Origin of the sequence: Dactylosporangium sp. CA-139066 (assembly GCF_050936175.1) — a bacterium.
Taxonomy (GTDB): Bacteria; Actinomycetota; Actinomycetes; order Mycobacteriales; family Micromonosporaceae; genus Dactylosporangium.
Map to the genome: position 1 here is coordinate 2,230,218 of NZ_JBNJNH010000001.1, position 24,214 is coordinate 2,254,431.

Sequence of the window (24,214 nt, forward strand, 5' to 3'; positions counted from 1 at the left end):
CAGCGCTGTGCCTATGGTTCGCGGCTCCTCCGCTTCGCTGCGGCCCGCTCACGCCGTCACCTCCGCTTCGCTGCGGCCCGCTCACGCCGTCACCTCCGCTTCGCTTCGGCGCCGGCGTGAGTCAGCGCTGTGCCTATGGTTCGCGGCTCCTCCGCAACGCTGCGGCCCGCTCACGCCGCGACCGCCGGTTCGCGCGCGGGCTGCTGGCGCACGGCCGGGGACTCCGGCCGGACGACCTCGGCCCGCCGTCGCTCCTGCTCCCGCACGATGTGCAGCGACCACAGGAAGCCGCCGCGGACGGCGCAGACGATGGCGGTGGCGAAGAACAGCCCGTAGACGATCGACGCGCCGGTGAGCAGCGCGTAGACGAACGCGACCCCGCCGCCGAACGCGAACTGCGACAGCGGCCGGGTCGGCGTGGTGCCCGGGTCGGTGACCATGTAGTTGGTGAACAGGATGAACGCGGCGCCCGTCATGATGCCCAGGGCGCTGGGGATCGCGGTGTGCAGCACCAGGCCGCGCACGACCGCCTGCGCCACGAACACCGACAGCCAGCCCGCGATGAGCCACATCCGCTTGGTGAGCTTGCCGTTGAGCATCGTGCCGCCGATGACGATGACGACCGGCACGATCCAGTCGGCCCAGCCGTGCAGGTTCTCGGTGAAGTGGTACGGCGGCGCGATCGACACCCAGTGGAATACCAGCAGCACGACGCTGATGCCGAAGTTGGACGGGTTCATGAAGTGCCGCAGCCGGCCGTTGACCGGGGCCCGCAGCAGCCACTTGCCGCTGATCGCCACGATGACGCCGAGCAGCATCACGCCGACGCGGTCGTTGACGTACAGCAGCATGTTCACGGCCAGCGCGGTGATGTGCGCGGGGTAGAGGAACTCGACGTACCCCCGCACCCCGCGGCCGGCGAACCGCGGCGGCCGGTCCTCGCCCCGCGCGCCGATGACCTCGAGCGCCATCTCCGTGGCGTAGGCGGTCAGCAGGGCCAGGACGGGCCAGAGCGCGGGCTGCTCGAAGCCGAGGAAGCTGTACCCCACGATGTTGAACACCGTGATCGAGATGGCGAAGTTGCGCAGCGCGATGACCCGCGGGTCCTTCGGCGCCCTGGTTGTCGCGGTCATGCCGTCCCCTCCTCGAACGTGGTCTCCTGGGCCTGCGCGCCGAGCGTGAGCGTGTGACGGCCCGGACTGAGGCGCAGGTCCTGCTGCCGGACGGTTCCGGTGCCGTCCCGCCAGACGATGTGCGCGTCCACCGGCCCGGCCGCCGCGCCGAGTCCGATGTGGACGCCGAACGCGCGCTTGCCGGAGTGGCCGCTGCCGCCGTCGACCTGACCGATCAGGTGCCGACCGTCGGCGGTGGTGACGCGCACCTCGGCGCCGATCGCCGGGCTGCCCGTGGTCTCGCGGTCGAGCCGCAGGTCCAGGTAGTCACCCGGGTCGGGGCTGTCGTTGTGGTAGAACACCGGCTGGTCCCACTGCCGGGCCACGGCGAGGTCGAGCCGGCCGTCGCCGTCGGCGTCGCCGACCGCGATGCCGCGGGTCGGGACCGGCACGGCCATGCCCAGCTCCTGGCTGACGTCCTGGAAGCGGCCGTCGGCGCCGCGGGCGTCGAAGTGCAGGTGCTGCCCGCCGGCCAGGTCGTCGCCCTCCTGCACCTTGGGCCACCACAGCGTGTTGCTCGTCAGCTCGTCGTTGGCGGTCGCCAGCTCCTGCAGCTGGGCCCAGCGGTTCACGGTGCCCTTCACGAAGCCCGCGGTCTGCACCACCTGCAGCTGCCCGCGGTTGTTGAAGTCGGCCAGCTTCGCGTCCCAGCTCCAGCCGCTCCAGGCGAGGTTGAGCCCGGAGCTGTCGTCGCGCCAGGGCGCGGTGCCGGCGTCGAGGCTGCGGTGCACGTCGGCCTCGTCGCGGGCGGTGCTCATGAACGCGAAGTTGCTCTCCTGGATGCCGAAGGACGTGGTGATGTTGCTGACGAGCATGTCGTAGATGCCGTCGTGGTTGAGGTCGCCGAAGTCGACCCCCATGCCCTTGAACGAGTCGTAGCCGATGCGCTTGGACTTCGGCACGTTCCACCGGCTGCCCTCGCCCTGCACCACCGCGAAGTCGATGTGCCCGGGGGTGGAGCGGTTGTGCAGCAGCCGGTCGGGGCCGAAGTCGTTGGCGATGTACAGCTCGGGCAGCTGGTCGCCGTCGAGGTCCGCGGCGGCGGAGGCGAGCGTCCAGCCGTCGCTGACGTCGCGGCCCAGCACGCCCTTGGCCTCGGTGTAGTGGCCGCCGCCGGTGGCGCGCAGGATGTGGTCGTCGCCGCCGTTGTACGCCGCCGAGAGCGACTCGTTCATCGTCACCCCGCCGTCCTGGCCGGGGTCGAGGACCGGGCCGTCGGGGAAGTAGTTGCCGATGTACAGGTCGTCGTGGCCGTCGCCGTCGAAGTCCGCGACGGAGGCGGCGTTGGTGTTCCACTGCGGCCCGGTGTACCGGCCGCCGGGGCCCGGGGTGTTCGCCACCAGCTCCGTCGGGCGGAACGCGGCGGCGCTCAGCGTCGTGACGGCCGGGTCGCGCAGGAAGAGCACCGGCGTGCGGCCCCACCAGTAGACCAGCAGGTCGGTGTGGCCGTCCTCGTTGAAGTCGCCGGGCAGGCAGCCCATCGGGGCGATGTGGTCGTTCATCGGCAGGGTGCCGGTGTCCAGCGCGAAGGGCTGGTAGCGCCCCGAGCGCGCGCCCGGCGTCGGGGAGACCACGACGCGGTCGATGCGCACGTCGGTGGTGCACAGGTCGTTGTCGAGGCCGTCGCCGTCGAGGTCGTTCATGGCGATGCCGGCGCCGACCGAGGAGATCCAGGCCCGGATCCGCTCGTACTTCTGGTTCACCTGCCGGATCGTGTGCTGCTCGTAGCCGCCGGGCAGCGCGATCGACTCGGGCGTGAACCGGTAGCCGGCGGCGATCTCGGCCCGTTCGGCCGCGTCGGCGTCCGGCGGGCGGACGATCAGGTAGACGGCGGCGATGAGCAGCAGGGCGACGATCCCGGCCGCCTGCCGCCGCGCCCAGCCACGTAGCACGGCCACGGCTCAGCACCTCCCCAGCTGCCGCAGTTCGCCGGCGATCCGCTCGCGCCAGCGCGCGTAGGCGGGCCGCTCGCCGTCCTCGGGCCCGTCGGGCAGCCCGGCCAGCGTCTCGTCGCAGAGCTTGGCCGCGGCGGCCGCGGACAGCCCGCACAGCACCGCGGTGGCCAGCTCGGTGTGCGGCGTGACCAGCCCGGCCCGCTCGCGCGCCTTGGCCGCGAACGCGGCGCCCTGGGCGACGGCGGGGCGGTGCGCCCCGGCGTGCTCCCACAGGCGGTTCAGCGCGTCCTCGCCCACGCCGCCGGCGTAGGTGGCGGCGAGCCCGACGCCGCCGTAGAGGTCCTGGTGGCGGCGGGCGGGGAAGCCGGCGACGGTGGCCGCGACGGCGTCGACGTCGGCGCACTCGACGAACCACAGCGCCCGCCCGATGCCCTGGTCGATCGCGCGGCGGCCGTATCCGCCGAGGCCCGGCACCGGCCAGGCGGCGGTGTCCTCCTCGTGCCGGTCGCGCACGTAGCGGGCGGTGCGGAAGTACGCCTGGTGGAACCCGTAGCCGTCCAGCGCCAGCCAGCGCAGCAGCGGGTCGCGCGGGAAGACGGCCCGCCATCGCCACCGGGGCAGCCGGCCCAGCGCCCAGCCGGCGCCGACGTGCACCATGTACACGTGCGCCGCGCCGGGGCCGGCGAGGAACCGGGCGACGCCGTCGCGGCCGAGCCGCAGCCCGTCCATGACGGCGTAGGCCATCGCGGCGCCCTCGTAGGCGAATCCGCGCAGCGGCGCCGGGGTCTGTTCCAGCAGCGCCTCGGCGCCGGCGGGGGAGCGGGTGCCGGCGGCCGCGGCGTACCCGCCGACGAAGCTGCGCCCGGCGTCCTGCAGGGTGGTGCGGGCCGCGGCGGCGCCGATGCGGAAGCCGCGCTTGGCGAGATCGGTGTCCGAGACGTCCGGGGTGAGGACGCGGCGCCGGAGGGTCAGCCAGGGACCAGGCATGACAAGTCCAATGCAGTCGACGACGGTGGACTTTCCTCATAATCGCCAGGTCCCGTCGCGGCTGTCTTCTCCCAACTTGCCGAGCTGAGCTCGGCAGGGTAGACCCGAAGGGGCCGACCTGGAATATACGCACCTCAATGCGTTGATCACGGCGCACCGGTTGCGCAAATGGCGGAGCTTTATAAAAATATAGGAAAATTTCGAAGGCGGCGGGGGTCCGTGGTGGACGCCCCCGACTTCGGCGTGCGCTCTACCGGGAGGTGTGATGACCGTCTCGCTCGTGGAGAACCTTCGGTCCGACAAGCATCGGGAGGTGGTGTCCCGGGCGGTGGACGCCATGCGGCGCGATCTGTCCGCGCCGTGGACGCTCGACGAGATTGCGGGCACGGTGTCCTTCAGCTCCTTCTATTTCCATAGGATTTTTCGGGAGACCACGACGCTGCCACCGGCGCGTTTCCTGGCCGCCCTGCGGATGGCGGAGGCGAAGCGGCTGCTGCTGCACTCGAAGCTGACCGTCGCCGCGATCAGCGGGCGGGTCGGGTACACCAGCGTCGGCACGTTCACCACGCAGTTCGGCCGCCTGGTCGGCATGCCGCCGCAGCGGCTGCGCCGGCTGGCCCGCGAGGTCACCGGCCGGCTGGTCCGCCGCGCGCCGATGGTGCTGCTGGGCCTGTCGCCGCTGCCCGGCGATGCCGTGGCCGAAGGGCCGGGGCTGTCGGCGGAGCACGGCCCGCAGTGGACGCTGAGCGAGGCCACGGCGCCGGCCGGCGACTACCGGGTGCGGGTGCTGGCCCTCGAGGAGGGCTGGCCGGTGACGGCGTCGCTGGTCGACCAGGTCCCGGACAGCTATCGCACGGGGGTGGTGACCGCGGGCCTGTCGAGCGGGCGGTGGTCGCCGCCGAACCCGCGGCTCCTGCACCGGCCGTGGCTGATCGACCCGCCGGTGCTGACCGCGGAGCCGCTGCGGCTGGCCGCGGCGGCCTGCCCGTGAGCCGGTCCCGCCCGGGGGCGGGACCGTCGCTCGTTCAGGCGGCGACTTCGGCGGGCTCGTCGGCGCCGCCGAAGACCAGCTTGGCCTTCTCGAACTGGGCGGGGTCGCCTTCGCAGTCGATGACCACGATCTGGCCGGGGCGCAGTTCGTTGAACAGGATGCGCTCGGACAGGGCGTCCTCGATCTCGCGCTGGATGGTGCGGCGTAGTGGCCGGGCGCCGAGCACGGGGTCGTAGCCCTTGTTGGCCAGGAACTTCTTGGCGTTGTCCGTCAGCTCGAGGCCCATGTCCTTGTTGCGGAGCTGGGTTTCGATCCGGGCGATCATCAGGTCGACGATGCCGAGGATCTGGTCCTGCATGAGCTGGTGGAAGACGATGGTGTCGTCGATGCGGTTGAGGAACTCCGGGCGGAAGTGCTGCTTGAGCTCGTCGTTGACCTTCTGCTTCATCCGCTCGTAGTTGGACTCGGTGTCCTCGGAGGCCTGGAAGCCCAGGGACACGGCCTTGGCCACGTCGCGGGTGCCGAGGTTGGTGGTCAGGATGATCACCGTGTTCTTGAAGTCCACGATGCGGCCCTGCCCGTCGGTCAGCCGCCCGTCCTCCAGGATCTGCAGGAGGGTGTTGAACACGTCCGGGTGGGCCTTCTCGATCTCGTCGAACAGGACCACGGAGAACGGCCGGCGGCGGACCTTCTCGGTCAGCTGGCCGCCCTCGTCGTAGCCGACGTAGCCGGGAGGGGCGCCGACGAGCCTCGAGACGGTGTAGCGGTCGTGGAACTCGGACATGTCCAGCTGGATGAGCGCGTCCTCGGAGCCGAACAGGAACTCCGCGAGGGCCTTGGACAGCTCGGTCTTCCCGACGCCGGACGGGCCGGCGAAGATGAACGAGCCGGACGGCCGCTTCGGGTCCTTCAGCCCGGCGCGGGTGCGGCGGATCGCCTTGGAGACGGCCTTGACCGCGTCTTCCTGGCCGACGAGGCGCTTGTGCAGCTCGTCCTCCATGCGCAGCAGCCGGGCGGTCTCTTCCTCGGTCAGCTTGTAGACCGGGATCCCGGTCCAGTTCGCCAGGACCTCGGCGATCTGCTCGTCGTCGACCTCGGACACGACGTCGAGGTCGCCGGCCTTCCACTCCTTCTCCCGCTGCGCCTTCTGGCCCAGCAGCTGCTTCTCCTTGTCCCGCAGCTGGGCGGCGCGTTCGAAGTCCTGCGCGTCGATCGCGGACTCCTTGTCCCGGCGCACCTGCGCGATCCGCTCGTCGAAGTCGCGCAGGTCCGGCGGGGCGGTCATCCGCCGGATCCGCATCCGGGCGCCGGCCTCGTCGATCAGGTCGATCGCCTTGTCCGGCAGGTAGCGGTCGGAGATGTACCGGTCGGCCAGGGTCGCGGCGGCGACCAGCGCGGCGTCGGTGATCGTCACCCGGTGGTGCGCCTCATACCGGTCCCGCAGGCCCTTGAGGATCTCGATCGTGTGGGCGAGGGACGGCTCGCCGACCTGGATCGGCTGGAACCGGCGCTCGAGCGCGGCGTCCTTCTCCAGATGCTTGCGGTACTCGTCCAGGGTGGTCGCGCCGATCGTCTGCAGCTCACCCCGGGCCAGCATCGGCTTGAGGATGCTCGCCGCGTCGATCGCGCCTTCCGCAGCACCCGCCCCGACGAGCGTGTGGATCTCGTCGATGAACAGGATGATGTCACCCCGGGTGCGGATCTCCTTGAGGACCTTCTTCAGCCGCTCCTCGAAGTCGCCGCGGTAGCGGGAGCCGGCGACGAGGGCGCCGAGGTCGAGGGTGTAGAGCTGCTTGTCCTTCAGCGTCTCCGGGACCTCGCCCTTGACGATCCGCTGCGACAGGCCCTCCACGACGGCGGTCTTGCCGACGCCGGGCTCGCCGATCAGGACCGGGTTGTTCTTCGTCCGGCGGGACAGCACCTGCATGACCCGCTCGATTTCCTTCTCCCGGCCGATCACCGGGTCGAGCTTGCCCTCCCGCGCGGCCTGCGTGAGATTCCGGCCGAACTGGTCGAGCACCAGACTCGTGGACGGGGCCGCCTCACCCGGAGCGCCGGTGCCCGCGGCGGCGGGCTCCTTGCCCTGGTAGCCGGAGAGCAGCTGGATCACCTGCTGACGGACCCGGTTCAGGTCGGCGCCCAGCTTCACCAGGACCTGGGCGGCGACGCCCTCACCCTCCCGGATCAGACCAAGGAGGATGTGCTCGGTGCCGATGTAGTTGTGCCCCAGCTGCAACGCCTCACGCAGCGACAGCTCAAGGACCTTCTTGGCGCGTGGCGTGAACGGAATATGCCCGCTCGGCGCCTGCTGCCCCTGGCCGATGATCTCCTCGACCTGCTGGCGGACACCCTCCAGCGAAATGCCGAGGCTCTCAAGCGCCTTGGCCGCCACGCCCTCACCCTCATGGATGAGGCCGAGCAGGATGTGCTCGGTGCCGATGTAGTTGTGGTTGAGCATCCGGGCTTCCTCCTGCGCCAGGACGACAACCCTTCGTGCTCGGTCGGTGAACCGCTCGAACATCCCTCCTCCTCCGTCCGCAAGTGACTTCTGGTTCGTATAGTAAGCCGGATTCGCGCGCGGACAGGCCCGCACCGATTGACGACTTACTACAAAAACATATAGTGTCTGGCTCATGGGGGCTCGCCGAGGCCCCCACGCGGCGGCTCCCCGCCGCACAACGACTCAACAGACCTTGGAGGTGTCTGGATTGAGTTCAAACAGGGAGACCTACGAGTCGTTGAACCTCGAGCCCAAGCCCATCCGACCGCACATCCTGGCCGCGGCCACAGTGGTGTTCGGAGAGGACTACTACAGCGGCCGGCGCGAGACGATCAACCTCTCCGGGTTCGTGCAGCTGAACAAGTGGCCGATGCCGGGCTTCGAGCACCGCGTGGACGACAAGGGCTACGCGGAGTTCGAGACCGAGCTGATCAGCGCTCCTGAGGTCGGCATCAAGGGCTTCAGCTACGAGCTGGACGACCGCATTCAGGTCCTCTCCAACCCGTTCCTGCCCAACTCCGGTCACGTGCGCCAGATCGTCCCGGGCAAGAACTTCCCGGCGGAGTTCTACATCCGCCGGTTCGGCATCCTGGAGTCCAGCACGCTGCGCCTCGCGCACCGCAACGTCATCGACATCTACGGTGTCGTCGACAGCGTGCCGCCCTTCAAGAAGCCGCTGACCGGTCCGTACCTGGGCCGGCCGCGCGGCGACGGCCCGTTCGAGGTCATGCAGGCGCCCAACGTGGTCCGCGGTACCACGTTGCCCGAGGCCTGGTACCCGTCCAACGACGAGAACCAGCCCGTCGGCATCACCCCGAACCTGTTCTTCGCCCCCAGTGCCGGCCCGTGCATGTCGATGCTGGTCGACCCGTCGATGATCATGCAGACGTCGATGGAGGGCCAGATCGAGGTCGAGGTCAACGGCAAGACCGCGCGCATCGACCTGCAGGGCGACCACCGCCTCGCCGGCGGTGCCGAGGTCCTGCTGTTCGGCCCCGAAAAGCACGACGAGGGCGCCGGCGTGCTGGCGCAACTGGCCCGCGTGGCCATGGTCGGGCACAGCGACGAGCTCGGCGGGCGGGTCATGCTGCGCGCCAGCTGGCCGCGGGTGTCCGGCGGCACGCTCGGCGACGGCACCGAGGACAGCCTCAGCCGCGTCAAGTTCCCCGGTGAACTGCACATCGACGCGGAGTTCGAGCTGGTCACGCCGAGCCAGACGCTCTACGCGGCCAACGCCGTGCACATCGACGGCAAGCTGCGGGACATGGACGCGACCGGCACCGAGCTGCGCCTGAGCGGCACCGACACGGCGCTCGTCACCACCGACGAGACCCCGCGCGCCCGCCTGACCGGCGTCAACCTGGTCATGCGCGACGCGTACGTCGGCGAGCACGCCGCCGTCAACGTCTGACTTTGACGGCGCACCGAACCCGCGGTACAACTATAAAAAAGTAAAGTATTGCGGGCTCGAGGTGTCCCCTCCGGTCGTGCACCGGAGGGGACACCGCCAAACCGGGAGGACGCATGGACCGACCGCTGCTGATGACGCACCAGGTGATGCTCTCCGACGGGCCGCGCCTGCGCGCCTACGACCGGGCGATCGAACGGGCCGTCGGGCCCGGCGACATCGTCGTCGACATCGGCGCCGGCACGCTGGTGCTGTCCATGCTCGCCCTGCGCCACGGGGCCGGGCACGTGTACGCCGTCGAGGGCGACCCGCGCATGGCCGACGTCGCCGCGCGCATCACCGCCGACAACGACCTCAAGGACCGCCTCACACTCATCGTGGCCGACGCGCGGACGGCGCAGCTGCCCGCCGGGGTGCGGGCCGACGTGCTCGTGTCGGAGATGATGGGCAACCTCGGGCCGGAGGAGCAGATGGCCGAGGTCCTCGCCGCCGTCGCCCGGCGGCTGCTGCGCCCCGGCGGCCGCGTCGTGCCCCGCCGCCTCGTCACCAGGCTCGCCCCGATCCAGTTCGACGGCGAGGGCTGGGGCGTGTGGGACGACGACCGGCTCGGCTACCGCCTCGACGCCGTCGTGGACGCCGTGCCGCCCGCGGCCCAGCTGCACTTCTTCCAGCGCGCGCCCCGGCTGCTCGGCCCGCCCGTCACCGTCGTGGACAGCGAGCTCGGCCGCGACGGCGACGCCAGGCCGCGCGGCGGGCGGCGGCTGAGCATCGACGAGCCCGGGCGCCTGCACGCGCTGGTGGGCTACTTCGAGGCCGACCTCGCCGACGGCGTCGCGCTGTCCAACTTCCCGTCGTACGCGGGCTGCAACTGGGCCACCTGGATCTGGCCGCTGCGGCCCACCTCCGTGGCCGCCGGCGACGAGCTGCGGGTCGAGATCCATCGCCCGCGCCGCCCCGACGGCGTGCGGGTCGCCACCGACTGGCGGCTCGAGTGCGGCGTGATCAGGCAGAGGAGCGCATGATGCCGTTTGCGGCGCAGACCGTCAAGGACATCCCGGTCCGGGCCATCAAGCTGTGCGGCCTCACCTGGTCCGGCGACGTGCTGTGGTTCTCCGAGGCCGTCTCCAACCAGATCTTCGCCCTCGACCCGGTCACCGCCGAGGTCACCCACCGCATCCCGTGCCCGGGCGTGCGCACCGACCTCACCACGCTCGACGGTCGGCTCATCCAGGTCGTCGGTGAGCGGCGCGACCTGCGGGTCATCGACCCCGCCACCGGCGCCGAGCTCGACACCGTGGCCAACCCGCGCCCCGACAACCTGCTCTGCGGGCTGGAGGCGACCAGCGACGGGATCTGGTTCGGCTACGAGGACCTGCGCCAGGTCGACCTGCGCGACTCGGCCGACCTGTCGCTGCTGGCCAGCTTCCCGGTCCGCTACAGCGTCGCCGGGCTCACCGTCTCCGACAACTACCTCGTCTACGCCGACTACCAGAACGCGATGATCAACGTGGTCGACCTCGAGGACCACCGCGACGTCGCCTCCTACTCGGTGGCCGGCAACCCCACCGGCGTGACCTGGGACGGCAGCCGGATCTGGTACTGCGACTACACCACGCTGCAGCTGCGGGCGATCGAGGTGCCCGGCATCGTGAAGGGGTGAGCGCCGATGCCGCGCTTCGTCGCGCTGGCCGGCCGGGCCGGCCTCGTCGCCGCCGTCGTGCTCGTCCACCTCGTGCCCGCGCTGGCCGGCGAGGCCGCCATCGCGGTGCGCAGGGGGCGCGCGGCCGGGCGGCAGTACCGGTACCGTCGCATCGCCCGCCTGCTGGCGGCCCTCGGCCCGACGTTCGTCAAGGCCGGCCAGGTCCTCGGCACCCGCCGCGACCTGCTCGCCCCGGCGCTGTGCGACGAGCTGTCGATGCTGCAGGACGCGGTGCCGGCGCTGGACGCCCGGCAGACCCGCCGCGCGCTCACCCAGGCGTACGGCAGCGAGCACCCGCCGGAGTTCACCGAGATCGACTACACGCCGGTGGCCAGCGGCAGCGTCGCCTGCGTGCACCGGGCCCGGCTGGCCGGCGGCGGCGCCGTCGCCCTGAAGCTGCGCCGGCCCGGCGTCGAGCGCGCGATGCGGCTGGACCTCGACCTCATGCGGGCCGGCGCGGGCGTCGTCGCCCGCGTGCCCGCCCTGCGCAACGTGCCCGTCGTCGACGTCGTCGCGCACATGTGCGACGCGGTGCTGCACCAGCTCGACTTCGTCCGCGAGGCCGAGAACCTGCGCCGGCTGCGCCAGAACCTGTCCGGGGTGCCGCGGGTGTGGGTGCCGAAGGTGTACCCCGAGGCCTCCCGCCCCCGCTGCATCGTCATGGAGTTCATCCCCGACCTCGACACCACCGCCGCCGCCAGGTGCACCGCCGCCGCCCGCCGCCGGTTCGCCTCCTCCGGCCTGACCGCGATCTACCACATGCTGTTCGTGGACGGGTTCGTCCACTGCGACATGCACCCCGGCAACCTGTACTTCACCGAGCGCGCCCAGGTCGTCGTGCTCGACGCCGGCTTCAGCGTGCAGCTCAGCGAGAAGCTGCGCCGCCTGTTCGCCGAGTTCTTCATGAACATGTCGATCGGGCGCGGCCGGCACTGCGCGGAGATCGTCGTGCGCAGCGGCACCGGCCTGCGCCCCGACGCCGACGTCCCCACGTTCCTGGAGCACATGGCCGACCTGGTGGAGCGCAGCCACGGCCTGCCCGCCGCCCAGTTCAGCCTGATGGCGTTCGCGACCGAGATGTTCGACCTGCAGCGCCGCTACGGCGTGCACGCCGCCCCGGAGCTGATCTTCCCCCTGCTCTCGCTACTGGTAATCGAAGGCACCGTCCGCGACCTGGACCCCGCCGTCGACTTCCAGGAGGTTGCCAAGCCCGTGCTGATGAAGGGGCTGTTCGGCCGATCCTGAGTGGCCTGAAGGATGGTTATGGAAACCGGTGGTGTCGATACGTCTACTATCGAATATGATAGTGACGTGGACAAGACGGCTGCCGGTGCCAAACGCACCTACCATCAGTACTGCGGGCTCGCCTCCGCCCTGGACGTGCTCGGCGAGCGCTGGACGCTGCTGATCGTCCGCGAGCTGCTGATGGGCCCCCGCCGCTACAGCGACCTGCTCGCCGACCTCCCCGGCGTCGGCACCAACCTGCTCGCCGAGCGGCTGAAGTTCCTCGTCACCATGGGCGTCGTGCGCCAGACCGACCTGCCCGGTGGCGGCTCCCGGCTGGCGTACGAGCTCACCGAGCAGGGCGAGCGCCTGCGCCCCATCGTGCTGGGCCTGGCCCACTGGGGCATGGACTACGTCGGCCCGCGCTCCGAGGCCGACACCGTCCGCCCGCACTGGGGCTTCCTGGCCGTCGAGGCGATGATCGACCAGCGCCGCCTGGCCGGCGTGAGCGAGCGCTACGAGTTCCACGTCGACGACCAGGTCTTCCACATCGACGTACGCGACGGCGCGGCCCGGGCGGTGCGCGGCCCGGCCGAGGCCCCGGCGATGGCGGCCACCACGGACGCGGCGACGTTCGTGCAGATCGGCTCCGGCCGGCTGACCCCGCTGGTCGCGATGGTGCAGGGCCGCCTGCGCCTGGAGGGCGACGCGGACGCGGTGCTGCGGTGCTGCGACCTGCTCGGCATCGAGACGGGCATGGTCCCCGACGACCTGCCGGCGTCGGTCAAGCCCCCGACCCGCACGAAGACCACGACCCGCCGCCGCGCCTGATCCATGCGTGGTGGCGGGCGGTTGCTCGCTGCGGTGTCTGATTCGTGTTCGTGGTCCGCGGCTGTGCCGTGGCGGGTGGTTGCTCGCCACGGTGCCTGATCCGTGTTCGTGGTCCGCGGCCGTGCCGTGGTCCGGGGCCGTGGCGTGGTCTGCGGCCGTGGCGTGGTCTGCGGCCGTGGCGTGGTCTGCGGCCGTGGCGTGGTCCGCGGCCATGGTGGGCCGTGGTGGCACGAGCGCAGATTCACTTGGACGAGGGGCTGACAAACGACGCTCGGCCGATGGTGGCGGGCGCTGGCGCGCCCGCTGCAACGCATAAGCGTGGTCCGGGTTCGTCGTTGCGCACCGGACATTCCTCCAGGTCGTCTGCCGCCGGCGGGATTGTGCGGGTCATCATTCGGTGGTCCCGCCCGTAAGCGGTTTTCACCATCTGAACTTCTGAATGGTTTTCGGGGCGGCCCTGCGGGTGGGATCTGGGATAATTTTGGCATGGGGTCGAGTAGCCGGGGGCATTTCAGCCCCCGGCTCTCACAGAACCGTACGTAACGATCTCTCGTTATACGGCTCTTGTTGCCCTGGTCACCAGACCGCGGGAACGGTGTTCACCCAAGCCCAGTGGGCGAAGAACCGGGGCCTTGTGGTGACGGCTCGGGTCCAGGCTTCCTGTGCTCTCTTTCGTTCGCGCAGCCGTTTGTGCTTCTTGCGGAGCCAGCGCATCACGTAGGCGTTGATACGCGTCAGGAGGGGATACAGCGCTGAACGGTAGAAGGCGCCGTAGTACTGCATCCAGCCTCGCACCTTGGGGTTGACCCATGCTGCGAGGTCCGTTTCGGAGATCTGGGTGTGCCGATGCAGCCGCCAGGACCGCACCTGACGACTGATCCTCTTCAAGGCGTCGCTGCTGATCGCCGGGTTGAACCCGGTGAACCGCTTGCCGGTCTTGGGCCGTACTTCCCGACCTCGGAACGTGTACCCGAGGAACGTGAACGCGGTGTGCTCGTAGGAGCCGCGCCGGTTGCTGTCCTTGCAGTACACGATCCTGGTCTTGTCCGGATGCAGTTCCAAGCCGACCTCACGCATCCGTTCCTGTAGCGCCGCCAGCACATGCCGTGCCTGAGCCTGGCTGACGCAGTGCACTACCGCGTCGTCCACATAGCGTTCGAAGGTGACGCCGGGGAACTGCCGGGCCATCCAGATGTCGAACGCATAGTGCAGGAACATATTCGCCAGCACAGGTGAGACCGCGGACCCCTGTGGAGTTCCCCGGTCTCTGGCTTGCAACGACCCGTCGGGTAGTGCCAGCGGTGCATGCAACCACCGTTTGACATACAGCACCACCCACGGCAGGTCGGTGTTCGCCTCGACAGCCTTGACAACCAGGTCCCACGGCACGCTGTCGAAGAACTTGCGGATGTCCAGATCGATCACCCAGTCCGTCTTCCAGCACCGTGTCCGGCAGGTAGCCACGGCGTCGAGTGCGGAGCGCCCTGGCCGATAGCCATAGGAATCCGGGTGGAAGACCCGTTCGACCTTCCGCTCCAACTCCATAGCCACAACCGTCTGCGCGACGCGATCCGACACGGCCGGCACGCCAAGGATTCTCGTGCCGCCCCCATGCGCCTTTTCGATCTCCACCGCACGCACCGGTGGTGGGAAGTACGACCCCGAGGACATCCGATTCCAGATCTTGTACAGGTTGTTCTTCAGATCCGCCTCGAACTGCTCGATCGTCTGTCCGTCCACACCGGGCGCGCCCTTGTTCGCCTTGACCTTCTCCCACGCCTCCCAGACTGCCCGCTTCGAAATCTGAAACGGCTTGTCTGCTGCTTTCAGCTCGCCCACGCGACTCCTTCCGGAGAACATCCGGTTGATCGGACAGACCAGCCACGGACAACCCGGCCCCTTCGCTCCAGCCCCATTACAGGGCCCTCACCACTACTACGGGCCGGTCCGCCAGCGCACCCGGCATCGGTACTCGATCCCTTACGGTGTCGCCGCTTGGGACACTCCCTCTCCCCTGCCCGCACGAGCACGGCGTATCCGGGCACGCCTTCTCCTGTTCCACACGGAAGCCGCAGACCAGGCTCACGTCGTCTCCATGCCGGACACCGCCTGGCCAGAAAGCGGCACACCCGCCAGGCTCATCCCGGGATCAGCTGCACACCCCGGTTTCGATGTCGTCTGTAATTGTTTCGACACGTCAGCAACGATTCACTTACGTTCGTCTTCCTGATCCCTACCTGACACCTCTCGGGCGCCTTTTCCTCATCGCTCACCACGACGGTCTTCAGCCAACGCAGCATGAGGTGGTTTGAAGCCTCCCGCCGCCGGGCGACTCCGAAGGGCCAACAACCTTCATCTTCCGTGCAGCACCGCTTCCAAAGCTCGACCTACCGAACCTCCTCCACGTTCAGGACACACGCAGCTTCAATTGTTTAACAGGCTTGAAGTGGTTGCCATGCGTGATCGGAGCCGGTCGCGAAGTTATTCTCCTGTGAATGAACAGTTTCGGCGGGAACATGAACGGGCCCGGGATTGTGGGCTCGTCCGGCGGCACGCCGAGCGGTGTCAACGGTCAGGACGAAGTCCTGTCCTGCGGTCTTTGAAGCTCGGTGTGGGCGGACACCAGATTTCCGTGCTGACGGTCAGGTGATCTCCTGGTGGGGTTAGGTCAAGGCTTTGACTCCTTTGCCGGCGAGGGCCTGTTGCAGGCGGTGTGAGTCGCCCTCGGTGGTGATCAGGTGGGCGTGGTGCAGGAGCCGGTCGACGGTCGCGGTGGCGAGGGTCTTGGGCATGATCGTGTCGAAGCCGGATGGGTGGATGTTGCTGGTCACGGCGATGGAGCGGCGTTCGTAGGCGGCGTCGACGATGCGGTAGAACGCTTCGGCGGCGTCTTGTCCGGCGGGGAGCATGCCGATGTCGTCGACGATGATGAGGTCGCTGCGGCAGATCCGGGCGACGGTGCGGGCGGTGGAGCCGTCGGCTTTGGCCCTGCCGATGGTGCCGGTGAGGGTTTCGAGGGTGAACCAGGCCACCCGCAGGTCGGCCTCGATCGCGGTGTGGGCGAGGGCTTCGACGAAGTGGCTCTTGCCGGTGCCGGAGGGTCCGGCGACGGCGAGGTTCTCCGCCCGGCTGATCCATTCCAGGGTGGTCAGGGCCTGCTGGGTGGGGGCCGGGATGGAGGACTGGTCCGGTCGCCAGGTGCCGAAGGTCTTGCCGGTGGGGAAGTTCGCGGTCTTGCGGCGCATCCGTCGGGTGGCGGCGTCGCGGCCGATGACTTCCTCGTTGATGAGCACGCGCAGCACCTCGGCGGGGTCCCACCGTTGGGCTTTGGCGGTGGCGATGACGTCGGGCGCTGCTTGTCGCAGGTAGGGCAGCCGCATCCGGCGTAGCAGCCGGTCGAGTTCGTCGGGCAGGGCCGGCGCGGCGGGTGCTGCTGCTGGTGGGGTGGTGCGTCGGGTTGTCGGTCGGGTCATTGGGTGTCCTGTTCGCGCAGCAACTGGTGCAGCTGCAGGGTGTGGTGGTCGAGGGCGTGGAGCAGTCCGGTGGCTGCGAGGACGCCGTTGCCGGGGCCGTTGAGGAACTCGGCGAGGTCGTCGCGGGTGTCGGCACCGGCGTGCCGCAGCCAGTCCTCGACCCGGCGCAGCAGCCGTGCCAGGTCGTCGACGTCGTCGCGGTCCAGATGCACCCGGTGGACCGGTTCGTGGTGGCTCATCGGCCGAACCGTCCCCAGCCGCTGGTGCCGGGCTGGGCAGAGTGGGTCTCGTCGGCGTGGACCAGGTCGCCGGTGGCGCCGCGGCGGTCGAGGTGGTCCAGGATCGAGCCGAGATCGTGCTCGTCGAACCGGCCGGCCGCGGCGGCCAGGCCGAGCGCTTGGTCGACCCGGGCTGCGCCGAGGATGGTGGCGAACTCGACCGCCCGGGCCATCTTCGCCCGGACCCGGACCACGCCCGTCGCGGCGGCCTCGATCAGCCACTGGTGCGCGCCGTCACCGATGGCCAGGAAGTCCGCCTCGGCCTTCGACCTGGCCCGTGGCCGGGGCGGGCGGGGGTGGTTGCCGCCGGGATGGTGCGGATAGTGGACGTCGAGGATGCGGGGGTTGCCCGGCGTGGACAGCGCGTGCCGGGCGATCTCGACGGTTCCGGCCGGGCCCATCGCGACGATCGCCAGTTCGTCGCCGACGACCCGGCACCACACCCTGGTGTCGACGTGTCCGGGCGGGGTGGAGTAGCGCACCGACCCGAACCGCACCGTCTGGTCGTCGCCGACCAGACGTTCCTCACCCAGCGCCGCCGTGTGCGGGCTGGCCGGCAGCACGTGCAGCCGGCCCCGCTCCACGGCGAGGCGTTCGACCGGCGCGACGCCGGTCTCGCGGTGCGGGCGGGCGTTGATGTGCTCGCACCACGCCTCGCACGCCGCGGCCAACTCGGCGAACGAGCCGTACTCGCCGCGCAGGTTCGCCTCGGTGGGCACCAGATCGGCCTTGGCGACCTTCACCGTGGCCTCGACCCCGCCCTTGGACTCCGGGTCGAACGGCTCACACGTATGCACCGTGACCCCGTAGTGCCGGCCCGCCGCGACCACCATCGGATGGCGCACCGCGACCCCGGCCACATGCTCGACCGTGACCGTGCGGGCGTTGTCACCCAGCAGATACGTCGGCGCGCCCCCAATACGGCGCAGCGTCGCGTCCATACACGCGATCAACGAACCGAGGGTCTGGTCCCAGGTCGGGATCACCACCCGGAACCGGGACCAGGAAAGCCACGCACAGAACAGGCTCGTCTTACGCCCGCCAATCCGCGGCCCGTCGCCCCAGTCGAACTGCAGCCACAGCCCCGGCTCGGGCACCCACGGACGGTAGGTGCGCCGCCGCCCAGCCCGCCACGCGCTCTTGGCCGCCGCGACCGCCCGCCGGGTCGTGCGCTGCGTGCCGGCGAACCCCAACGCCACCAGGCGTTCATGCACCTTGTCCGCGCGAACCTTGCCCTTCGACGCCTCGACGAGCTCCTCAACCTTCGGCAGGAACGCGTCGATCAGCTTCGGCCGGACCGCCCGCGCGAACGGATCCCCGCCGCCGGCGTCCCGCCGCGCCACATACCGCTGGACCGTCTTCGGGTCACACCCGGCCAACTGCCCCGCCGAGTGCGCGCACCCGGTCAGGTCGTACGCCTCCAAAATTTCCATGATCTCCCTGTCAGACTTGGTCACGGTCTCCCCGGTGCGGTCGGCGGCAAGGTCAGCAACCCGCCAGCCAACCCGCCGGGGAGATCCACTACACGAGGTCATGACGGAGATCACCTGACCGCCCACCAGGAATTCCGGTGTCCGCGAGCCGGGACTCAACTGTCCGTCAGAAAGGATTTTTCAGCGTCCGCGAGCAAGCGGCTGCGTCGGGCCCGCGAGAAGGCCGCAGCGGGGGCCGCGGGCGGCGACCATCGGACCGAAGCGGTGCCGCCTCCGGCCCCAGCCCAAGCCCCAGTTCCGCCGCGAGCGCCGGCCCCAGTTCCCGCGCCAGTGCCAGCGTCAGTTCCCGTGCCTGCGCCAGCCCCTGCGTCAGCCCCAGCTCCTGCGCCCGTGCCAGCGTCAGTTCCCGTGCCTGCGCCGCCGCCAGTTCCCGTGCCTGCGCCGCCGCCAGCTCCCGCGCCCGCGCCGGCCCCAGGTCCCGCGCCCGCGCCGCCGCCAGCTCCCGCGCCCGCGCCGGCCGCAGCTCCCGCGCCCGCGCCGGCCCCAGCTCCCGCGCCGGCCCCAGCTCCCGCGCCTGTGCCAGCGTCAGTTCCCGTGCCTGCGCCAGCCCCTGCGCCGCCGCTAGCTCCCGCGCCCGCGCCCGTGCCAGCCCCTGCGCCGCCGCCAGCCCCCGCGCCAGCTTCCGCGCCTGCGCCAGCTCTGCCCCAACCCCAGCTTCGACGCCATCGCCGACCGGGTTGTCCGACCCCGCCGGACCGGCGCAGACGTCGGCAGCCAGAACCATTACGCAACGCGATGCTGCCGGGCAACGCCGCGCCCAAATGCGGCCCGGCACTCACGACGCATTGTTATCGGCTCGACCAGGCGGCGAGAATGCGCAGACCGTGACGCGAGATCGCCGTCGTGGAAATTCAGCCAACCCATTTTCCACCGCATTTCGGCCGGGACCACCGAATGATGACCCGCGCGAGCCTGCCGGGGGCAGACGGCCCGGAGGAATGTCCGGTGCGCAACGACGAACCCGGACCACGCTTATGCGTTGCAGCGGGCGCGCCGGCGCCCGCCACCATCGGCCGAGCGTCGTTGTACAGCCCCTCGTCCAAGTGAATCTGCGTACGTGTCACCACGGCCCGGAGCAAGGCAGGGGGAGCAGGCCGCCGACAACATTGCCGTCGCCGCGCTCGGGCGGCAAGAACGACGCAGCCCGTGTCCCAACGGCCCGCCGCACGTCGACCTGGACCGTGGCCCGGGGGGAATGACCCGGACCACGCGTAATCCCCCGCGGCCCAGCGGGGGAAGGCTGCACCGCCTTCCCCCGCAATTCGTGCATCAGGCCGCGCTGTCCAGCCAGATGTTGGTGATGTCGAAGAACTCGATCTGCGGCACGTGCACGGCGTTGCGGACGCGCTTGCCGTAGTAGCGCGACGTCATCGCCGCGAAGGACAGGATCGGCACGATCGGCAGGTCCTGCATGATGCGCTCGTCGATGCGGTGCCACAGCTCCTCGGCGCGGTCCGGGTCCGGCTCTTGCAGCGCCCGCTCGATCATCGCGTCGACCTCGGGGTTGCTGTAACCGCCGTAGTTGGTGGTGCCCTGCGCGTCGTTGGTCTGGAACAGCGGCTGGACGACGACGCGGCCGTTGTTGCCGAACCAGTCCGGGGTGAAGCCGGGCTCGGCGATGTCCCAGGCGCCGGCGCGGCCGGCCTCGGGGTTGGACAGGGCGCCGCCGTAGTACTCGGCCTGGGAGAACGTGCGCCAGTCCAGGGTGATGCCGATCTTCTCCAGGTCGGCGGCGACCGACTCCATCACCTTGACGTGGATGCCGATCTTGCGCACGGCGGCGACCAGGGTGAGGCCGTCGCCGTAGCCGGCCTCGACGAGCAGGCGGCGGGCCTTCTCCGGGTCGCCGCGGTCGCCGGGGGTCGGGTACGGGTTGAACTCGCGGTGACCGACGCTGCCGGCCGGGATGACCGAGTGCAGCGGGCGGTTCGGCGCGTCCAGCACGTCGAGGATCTCGCCGATGGCGACCTTGTCCACCGCGTAGGCGATGGCCTGGCGCACCTTGAGGTTGCTCGTCGCCCCGCCCTGGTTGGGGCTGCGCAGGTTGAAAACCAGATAGGGATTGAGCGCGAAGCCGGGGTAGCTGCGCGGCGCGGCGTCCTGGCCCGGCTTGGGGCGGTCCCATGACACGGCGGTGAACGACCAGGCCAGGTCGACCTCGCCCGCGTCCATCCGGCGCTCCATCTCGTCCACCGGCAGGTTCGCCACGGTGATCTCGATGCCGTCGACGTACTGGTTGCGGATCGGGTCGGTCTCCTTGCGCCACACCGGGTTGCGCTCCATCCGGATCTCCTCGCCGTGCTCGGCGTAGTGGGTGAGCCGGTAGGGGGCGCAGGACAGCAGGTTGCGGCGGAACTCGAGGCTGTCGGGCTCGTAGGCGTCGACCTCGGCCGGCGCCGGCGCGGTGAACCCCGTCGCCAGGATGTTGAGGAAGTCGTTGGCCGGGGCCCGCAGCCGGAAGACCAGCGTGAGGTCGTCGGCCGCGCGCAGGCCCGCGATGTCGTGGGTGTCCTGGAACTCGGCGAGAGCGGCCGGGGTCGGCGGCCGGTCGGCGAACGCCGCCCGGTACGCGTCGCAGTACTCCTGCATGCCCTCGATCGTGCTGGTGAAGTAGTGCAGCGCCCCGGCGCCGTTGACCGGGTTGGGCAGGCGCTTGATGCCGCGGATCACGTCGTGCGCGGTGACCGGGCGCGGCGGCGCGGAGTCCCACAGCACGCCCGGGCGCAGCCGGATCGTGTAGGTGCGCCGGTCCGCGCTGATCCCGCCGTTGTCCAGCGTCGGCACCTCGGCCGCGAGGTCGGGCGCCGGCCGGAACGACTCCTCGGGCGAGGACAGGTCGTCGGTGGCCGGGTAGGCGAACAGGTGCCGCGACAGCGCTCGCAGGATCTGTGCGGACGTGGCGTAGTACGCGCTGGCCGTGTCGATGTGGTCGACCCCGCCGGGGCCCATCAGTCGCAGCGTGCCGCCATAGCGGGGCGGCCGGTCCTTGGTCGTTGTCATGGATCTCGACCTCTCAACGGGAATGTCCGTACGAAGCTATACTATATTGAAGTAACGCCGAGTGGTGAGCTGAAGGAGACGGGAGGCGGATCGTGCCGGACCTCGCGGATGCGGCTCAGCGCTACGTCGATCGCCGGCCGTGGCTGCCCGGGGCCGGGCGCTCGCTCGCCCGGCTGCGCGCGCTGGACCCGCCGACCGACGAGGCCCTGTGCCTCGACATCGCCGACGCCTACGAGGCGGCCCCGGTCGTGAGCGACGATCCGGCCGTGCCGGGGCGCTACCGCCGGCTCAAGGCCGAGACGCTCGAGCAGTTCGACGCGGTCCGGGCCGCCGGCATCCAGGTGCGGCCGTGGCGGGGCGAGGGCCAGCCGTACCGTGACTCCCGCGACCTCATCGAGCGCGTCACCCGCACGGGCACCCTGCGCGTGTTCCTCACCAGCGCCGGCCACGGCCCCGCGGGCGCCACCGGCGGGCACCCGATGGCCGAGCCGAGCGGGATCGTCAGCGACGGCGTCCGGCTGGCGCACAACGACGTCTTCCGCGCGGTGCACGACGCGTTCGGCCACGTGCTGCCGGGCGCCGGCTTCGGGCCGCGCGGCGAGTTCCGGGCCACCTGGTGCCATCTGCAGCTGTACTCCCCGCCGGTGCACCCCGTCCTGCTGGCCGAGCAGATCGGCCAGATCTGCTGGTTCTTCTTCGGCCCGCACACCCGCGGCCCCGGCGGCCGCCGGCGGCGCCCCGGCGAGGCCGGATACGTGCCGCCGGCCCGCCGCCCCTATCCGGTGCAGAAGGTGATCGGCCTCGACGGCGCGATCGCCGCCCGGTTCACAGGCACGTTCGCCCGCTCGTCCGACGTACAGGAGCTGGTATGACTTCCGTGACCACCGCGGCGCGACCGCTGCCGGCCGCGGTCCGCGACGACTTCCCGTTCTTCGCGCCCGGCGCGCCCGGCGCCGCACTGTCCTATCTGGACAACGCGGCGACGACGCAGAAGCCGCGCCGGATGCTCGAGGCGATGGCCGACTACTACACCAACGCCAACAGTAACATCGGCCGCGGCTACTACCGCCTCGCGATGGCCTCCACCGACCGCTTCGAGCAGGCTCGCGAGACCGTGCGCCGCACGATCGGCGCCGCCGAGCCCGAGGAGATCGTGTTCACCGCCGGCACCACGGCCGCGACCAACCTGCTCGCCGCGACGCTCGGCGAGCGGCGGGTCGGCGCCGGCGACAAGGTGCTCGTCACGGGCCTGGAGCACAACTCCAACCTGCTGCCGTGGAAGGAGCTGTGCGACCGCACCGGCGCCGAGCTCACCGTCGCCGCGGCCGACGAGCAGGGCCGGGTGACGCCCGCGGCGTTCGCCGCCTCGCTCGACGACCGGGTGCGCCTGGCCGCCGTCGCCCACGTCTCCAACGTGCTCGGCACCGTCAACCCGGTGCGCGAGTTCGCCGCCGCCGCCCACGCCCGCGGCGTGCCGCTGGTTGTCGACGGCGCGCAGGCGGTGCCGCACGGGCGCGTCGACGTGCGCGCGCTCGGCGCCGACTTCTACTGCTTCTCCGGGCACAAGGTCTACGGCCCGATGGGCGTCGGCGTGCTCTACGGGCGCCGGGAGCTGCTGTCGCAGCTGCCGCCGTACCAGGTCGGCGGGGGCACCGTGAAGGGCGTCCGCCTCGACGAGCCGGTCCGCTATGTGCCCGGCCCGGCGCGCTGGGAGGCCGGCACCCCGCACGTGGCCGGCGCCGTCGGGCTCGCCGCGGCGCTGGACTACCTCGGCGACCTCGGCTGGGACGCCGTCCGCGGCCACGGCGCGGCGCTCGTGCGCGCCGCCGCCGACGCCCTCGCCGGCCTCGACCGGGTCCGCATCGTCGGCGACCCGGTGTCCGAGCCGAGCGGCATCGTGTCGATCGTCGTCGACGGCATCCACCCGTACGATGTCGGCGCTCATCTCGACGCCAGCGGCGTCGCCGTGCGCTGCGGCGTGCACTGCGCCAGCGTCTTCCTCGACGCGCTCGGCCTGCTCGGCACCGTGCGGCTGTCGTTCGGCGTCTACAACACCGAGGCCGACGTCGAGCGGGTGCGCGCCGCGCTCGCCACCGTCAAGCCGGCGACGTGGACGGCCGAGCACCCGGGCACCCGCTTCCTATGAGGTTCGACACCCGTCTCGTCCACGGTGGGCAGCGGCCGGCCCCCGGCACCGGCGCGCTCGTCCCGCCGGTGCACGTCGGGGTCGCCTACGACCGCGGTTCGCAGGAGCCGCTGCGGTACTTCTACGCCCGCGGCGAGCAGCCGACGCGCGAGGATCTGGAGGAGTGCCTGGCCGGCCTGGAGGACGCGCGGTTCGCCACCGTGTACTCCTCCGGCCAGGCCGCCTCGGCCACCGTGCTGTCGCTGCTCGGCCCCGGCGCGCGGCTGGTCGCCGGCGACGACCTCTACGGCGGCACGCACGAGCTGTTCGAGCTGCTGGGGGAGCGCGGCGTCGAGGTGCGCCGGGCCGACCTGGCCGCCGACCCCGACCCGGGGCCGTGCGACCTCGTGTGGGTCGAGACGCCGAGCAACCCGCTGCTGAAGATCGTCGACGTCGAGCGGGTCGCCCGGCTCGCCCACGAGCGCGGCGCGCTGCTCGCCGTCGACAACACCCTTGCCAGCCCCGTGCTGCAGCAGCCGCTCGCGCTGGGGGCGGACATCTCGGTGTACAGCACCACGAAGTTCATCGCCGGGCACCTCGACGTCCTCGGCGGCGCCGTCGTCTGCGACGAGCCGGGCCTGCACGAGCGCTTCCTGCGCTACCGCACCGTCGTCGGCAACGTGCCCGGCGGCCTCGACTGCTACCTCGTGCACCGCGGCCTCAAGACGCTCGCGGTGCGCGTCGAGCGGCAGGTCCGCACCGCCGGGCTCGTCGCCGCCGCGCTCGAGGACCACCCGGCCGTCGAGCGCGTCCTGTACCCGGGCCGGGCCGGGCATCCCGGGCACGCGGTCGCCGCGCGGCAGATGCGCGCGGCGGGGGCGTTGGTGTCGTTCGAGTACCGCGGCGACCCCATGCGCCTGCTGGAGCGCGTGACGCTGTTCGGCGCCGCCGTCAGCCTCGGCGGCGTGCGCTCGCTCATCGAGGTGCCGGCCGCGATGACGCACCGGCCGGTCCCGCGCGCCACCCGGCGGCGGCTGGGCATCACCGACGCCCTCGTCCGGCTCTCCATCGGCATCGAGGACCCGGCCGACCTGGTCGAGGACCTGTCGGCCGCCCTGTCCTCCTGATGACGAAACGG

At 71.0% G+C, this 24,214-nt stretch carries 19 protein-coding genes; 9 read left to right on the top strand and 10 right to left on the bottom strand.

Features of this window, described 5'->3' with window-relative positions; translation table 11 throughout:
* Positions 1-170: 170 nt before the first annotated feature.
* From ACQEVU_RS10180 to ACQEVU_RS10190, 3 genes are read right to left on the bottom strand one after another with little or no spacing between them, the layout of a single operon-like run.
* Complete coding sequence (locus ACQEVU_RS10180) at positions 171-1,133, bottom strand: enediyne biosynthesis protein (protein WP_433322410.1); 963 nt, start codon at positions 1,131-1,133, stop codon at positions 171-173.
* Positions 1,130-3,070 carry a CRTAC1 family protein gene (locus ACQEVU_RS10185; protein WP_433322412.1) on the bottom strand — a complete coding sequence of 647 codons (1,941 nt, stop codon included), beginning with the start codon at positions 3,068-3,070 and terminating at the stop codon, positions 1,130-1,132. The genes ACQEVU_RS10180 and ACQEVU_RS10185 overlap by 4 nt, the downstream gene beginning before the upstream one ends.
* Positions 3,071-3,073: 3 nt before the next feature.
* Entirely contained in the window at positions 3,074-4,054 is a 981-nt protein-coding gene (locus tag ACQEVU_RS10190; protein WP_433322413.1) for a DUF1702 family protein, read from the bottom strand.
* A 265-nt stretch (positions 4,055-4,319) separates the two neighbouring features.
* Between ACQEVU_RS10190 and ACQEVU_RS10195 the strand changes: the two genes are divergently transcribed.
* A complete protein-coding gene (locus tag ACQEVU_RS10195; protein ID WP_433322414.1) occupies positions 4,320-5,045 on the top strand; it encodes a helix-turn-helix transcriptional regulator in 726 nt (241 codons plus the stop codon).
* Between the two features lie 34 nt (positions 5,046-5,079).
* On the opposite strand, the gene ACQEVU_RS10200 is transcribed toward ACQEVU_RS10195, so the two are convergent.
* Complete coding sequence (locus ACQEVU_RS10200) at positions 5,080-7,566, bottom strand: ATP-dependent Clp protease ATP-binding subunit (protein ID WP_433322415.1); 2,487 nt, start codon at positions 7,564-7,566, stop codon at positions 5,080-5,082.
* A gap of 187 nt (positions 7,567-7,753) precedes the next feature.
* Here ACQEVU_RS10200 and ACQEVU_RS10205 point away from each other — a divergent pair, with 187 nt between their 5' ends.
* The 5 genes from ACQEVU_RS10205 to ACQEVU_RS10225 all read left to right on the top strand — a co-directional run bounded on the left by ACQEVU_RS10205 (position 7,754) and on the right by ACQEVU_RS10225 (position 12,707).
* A complete protein-coding gene (locus tag ACQEVU_RS10205; protein ID WP_433322416.1) occupies positions 7,754-8,956 on the top strand; it encodes a DUF6004 family protein in 1,203 nt (400 codons plus the stop codon).
* 113 nt (positions 8,957-9,069) lie between these two features.
* A complete protein-coding gene (locus tag ACQEVU_RS10210; protein WP_433322417.1) occupies positions 9,070-9,975 on the top strand; it encodes a methyltransferase domain-containing protein in 906 nt (301 codons plus the stop codon).
* The gene (locus tag ACQEVU_RS10215; protein ID WP_433322418.1) at positions 9,972-10,613 is read left to right on the top strand and encodes a hypothetical protein; all 642 of its coding nucleotides are present in this window, start codon (positions 9,972-9,974) and stop codon (positions 10,611-10,613) included. The genes ACQEVU_RS10210 and ACQEVU_RS10215 overlap by 4 nt, the downstream gene beginning before the upstream one ends.
* 6 nt (positions 10,614-10,619) lie before the next feature.
* A complete protein-coding gene (locus ACQEVU_RS10220) occupies positions 10,620-11,897 on the top strand; it encodes an ABC1 kinase family protein (protein ID WP_433322419.1) in 1,278 nt (425 codons plus the stop codon).
* Positions 11,898-11,963: 66 nt separating this feature from the next.
* Entirely contained in the window at positions 11,964-12,707 is a 744-nt protein-coding gene (locus tag ACQEVU_RS10225; RefSeq protein ID WP_433322420.1) for a winged helix-turn-helix transcriptional regulator, read from the top strand.
* A 576-nt stretch (positions 12,708-13,283) separates the two neighbouring features.
* On the opposite strand, the gene ltrA is transcribed toward ACQEVU_RS10225, so the two are convergent.
* The 6 genes from ltrA to ACQEVU_RS10255 all read right to left on the bottom strand — a co-directional run bounded on the left by ltrA (position 13,284) and on the right by ACQEVU_RS10255 (position 20,951).
* Positions 13,284-14,546 carry a group II intron reverse transcriptase/maturase gene (gene ltrA / locus ACQEVU_RS10230; protein ID WP_433322421.1) on the bottom strand — a complete coding sequence of 421 codons (1,263 nt, stop codon included), beginning with the start codon at positions 14,544-14,546 and terminating at the stop codon, positions 13,284-13,286.
* An 824-nt stretch (positions 14,547-15,370) separates the two neighbouring features.
* Complete coding sequence (istB, locus tag ACQEVU_RS10235) at positions 15,371-16,180, bottom strand: IS21-like element helper ATPase IstB (protein ID WP_433322422.1); 810 nt, start codon at positions 16,178-16,180, stop codon at positions 15,371-15,373.
* A complete protein-coding gene (locus tag ACQEVU_RS10240; protein WP_433322424.1) occupies positions 16,177-16,419 on the bottom strand; it encodes a hypothetical protein in 243 nt (80 codons plus the stop codon). The genes istB and ACQEVU_RS10240 overlap by 4 nt, the downstream gene beginning before the upstream one ends.
* Positions 16,416-17,891 (bottom strand): IS21 family transposase, encoded by a 1,476-nt coding sequence (gene istA, locus ACQEVU_RS10245; RefSeq protein WP_433334882.1) that lies wholly within the window; start codon positions 17,889-17,891, stop codon positions 16,416-16,418. The genes ACQEVU_RS10240 and istA overlap by 4 nt, the downstream gene beginning before the upstream one ends.
* A gap of 166 nt (positions 17,892-18,057) precedes the next feature.
* Positions 18,058-18,675 (bottom strand): hypothetical protein, encoded by a 618-nt coding sequence (locus tag ACQEVU_RS10250; RefSeq protein ID WP_433322425.1) that lies wholly within the window; start codon positions 18,673-18,675, stop codon positions 18,058-18,060.
* A gap of 545 nt (positions 18,676-19,220) precedes the next feature.
* Entirely contained in the window at positions 19,221-20,951 is a 1,731-nt protein-coding gene (locus tag ACQEVU_RS10255; RefSeq protein ID WP_433322426.1) for an ABC transporter substrate-binding protein, read from the bottom strand.
* Positions 20,952-21,043: 92 nt separating this feature from the next.
* Between ACQEVU_RS10255 and ACQEVU_RS10260 the strand changes: the two genes are divergently transcribed.
* Genes ACQEVU_RS10260 through ACQEVU_RS10270 form a run of 3 tightly spaced genes read left to right on the top strand, consistent with a single transcriptional unit; the run spans position 21,044 to position 24,203 of the window.
* Entirely contained in the window at positions 21,044-21,823 is a 780-nt protein-coding gene (locus ACQEVU_RS10260) for a hypothetical protein (protein WP_433322427.1), read from the top strand.
* The gene (locus tag ACQEVU_RS10265) at positions 21,820-23,097 is read left to right on the top strand and encodes an aminotransferase class V-fold PLP-dependent enzyme (RefSeq protein ID WP_433322428.1); all 1,278 of its coding nucleotides are present in this window, start codon (positions 21,820-21,822) and stop codon (positions 23,095-23,097) included. The genes ACQEVU_RS10260 and ACQEVU_RS10265 overlap by 4 nt, the downstream gene beginning before the upstream one ends.
* Complete coding sequence (locus ACQEVU_RS10270; RefSeq protein WP_433322429.1) at positions 23,094-24,203, top strand: trans-sulfuration enzyme family protein; 1,110 nt, start codon at positions 23,094-23,096, stop codon at positions 24,201-24,203. Before ACQEVU_RS10265 ends, ACQEVU_RS10270 begins: the two co-directional genes overlap by 4 nt.
* Positions 24,204-24,214: the final 11 nt, after the last annotated feature.

What these genes read in the sequence shown, in the direction of transcription:
- ACQEVU_RS10180 (WP_433322410.1), bottom strand. Translation starts at nt 1,133, where the DNA reads ATGACCGCGACAACCAGGGCGCCGAAGGACCCGCGGGTCATCGCGCTG.
- ACQEVU_RS10190 (WP_433322413.1), bottom strand. Translation starts at nt 4,054, where the DNA reads ATGCCTGGTCCCTGGCTGACCCTCCGGCGCCGCGTCCTCACCCCGGAC.
- ACQEVU_RS10195 (WP_433322414.1), top strand. Translation starts at nt 4,320, where the DNA reads ATGACCGTCTCGCTCGTGGAGAACCTTCGGTCCGACAAGCATCGGGAG.
- ACQEVU_RS10200 (WP_433322415.1), bottom strand. Translation starts at nt 7,566, where the DNA reads ATGTTCGAGCGGTTCACCGACCGAGCACGAAGGGTTGTCGTCCTGGCG.
- ACQEVU_RS10210 (WP_433322417.1), top strand. Translation starts at nt 9,070, where the DNA reads ATGGACCGACCGCTGCTGATGACGCACCAGGTGATGCTCTCCGACGGG.
- ACQEVU_RS10215 (WP_433322418.1), top strand. Translation starts at nt 9,972, where the DNA reads ATGATGCCGTTTGCGGCGCAGACCGTCAAGGACATCCCGGTCCGGGCC.
- ACQEVU_RS10220 (WP_433322419.1), top strand. Translation starts at nt 10,620, where the DNA reads ATGCCGCGCTTCGTCGCGCTGGCCGGCCGGGCCGGCCTCGTCGCCGCC.
- istB (WP_433322422.1), bottom strand. Translation starts at nt 16,180, where the DNA reads ATGACCCGACCGACAACCCGACGCACCACCCCACCAGCAGCAGCACCC.
- ACQEVU_RS10240 (WP_433322424.1), bottom strand. Translation starts at nt 16,419, where the DNA reads ATGAGCCACCACGAACCGGTCCACCGGGTGCATCTGGACCGCGACGAC.
- istA (WP_433334882.1), bottom strand. Translation starts at nt 17,891, where the DNA reads ATGGAAATTTTGGAGGCGTACGACCTGACCGGGTGCGCGCACTCGGCG.
- ACQEVU_RS10250 (WP_433322425.1), bottom strand. Translation starts at nt 18,675, where the DNA reads ATGGTTCTGGCTGCCGACGTCTGCGCCGGTCCGGCGGGGTCGGACAAC.
- ACQEVU_RS10255 (WP_433322426.1), bottom strand. Translation starts at nt 20,951, where the DNA reads ATGACAACGACCAAGGACCGGCCGCCCCGCTATGGCGGCACGCTGCGA.
- ACQEVU_RS10265 (WP_433322428.1), top strand. Translation starts at nt 21,820, where the DNA reads ATGACTTCCGTGACCACCGCGGCGCGACCGCTGCCGGCCGCGGTCCGC.
- ACQEVU_RS10270 (WP_433322429.1), top strand. Translation starts at nt 23,094, where the DNA reads ATGAGGTTCGACACCCGTCTCGTCCACGGTGGGCAGCGGCCGGCCCCC.